This is a genomic window from Bradyrhizobium sp. CFUWI (assembly GCF_056429085.1).
On the sequence record NZ_JBWJZE010000295.1, the window covers coordinates 1 to 396 of the forward strand.

Annotated in this window: 1 protein-coding gene; it reads right to left on the reverse strand. The window is 67.4% G+C overall.

Going from position 1 to position 396, the window contains the following annotated elements:
• Positions 1-396: LysE family transporter (locus tag AC066S_RS39880; protein WP_478272077.1), on the reverse strand; the 396-nt coding region annotated here is incomplete at both ends.

Sequence of the window (396 nt, forward strand, 5' to 3'; positions counted from 1 at the left end):
GCGGCAGCACCGCGAGCATGAAGATCACCGCCTTGGGATTGCTGGCGTTGACCAGGAAACCACGCAGCACCAGGGTCAACGGTCGCCCCAGAGGCCGTTCGCCATCGGTGCTCAAGGCCTGTGGCGGCGCCTGCCACTGGCGCACCGCCAGGTACACCAGGTAGGCCACGCCGAACCACTTGATCAGGCTGAAAGCCAGTGCCGAGGTCGCCAGCAACGCACCGACGCCGGCGGCGACAATGGCGATCTGCAGGGCCAGGCCGATCTGCAGGCCCAGCGCGTTCCAGTAGCCTCGCGCAAAGCCGTACTGCAACCCGCAGGACATCGAGGCGATGGCTCCGGCGCCCGGCGACAGGCTGATGGCCCAGCAGGCGAGGAAGAAGGCGAACCAGGTAC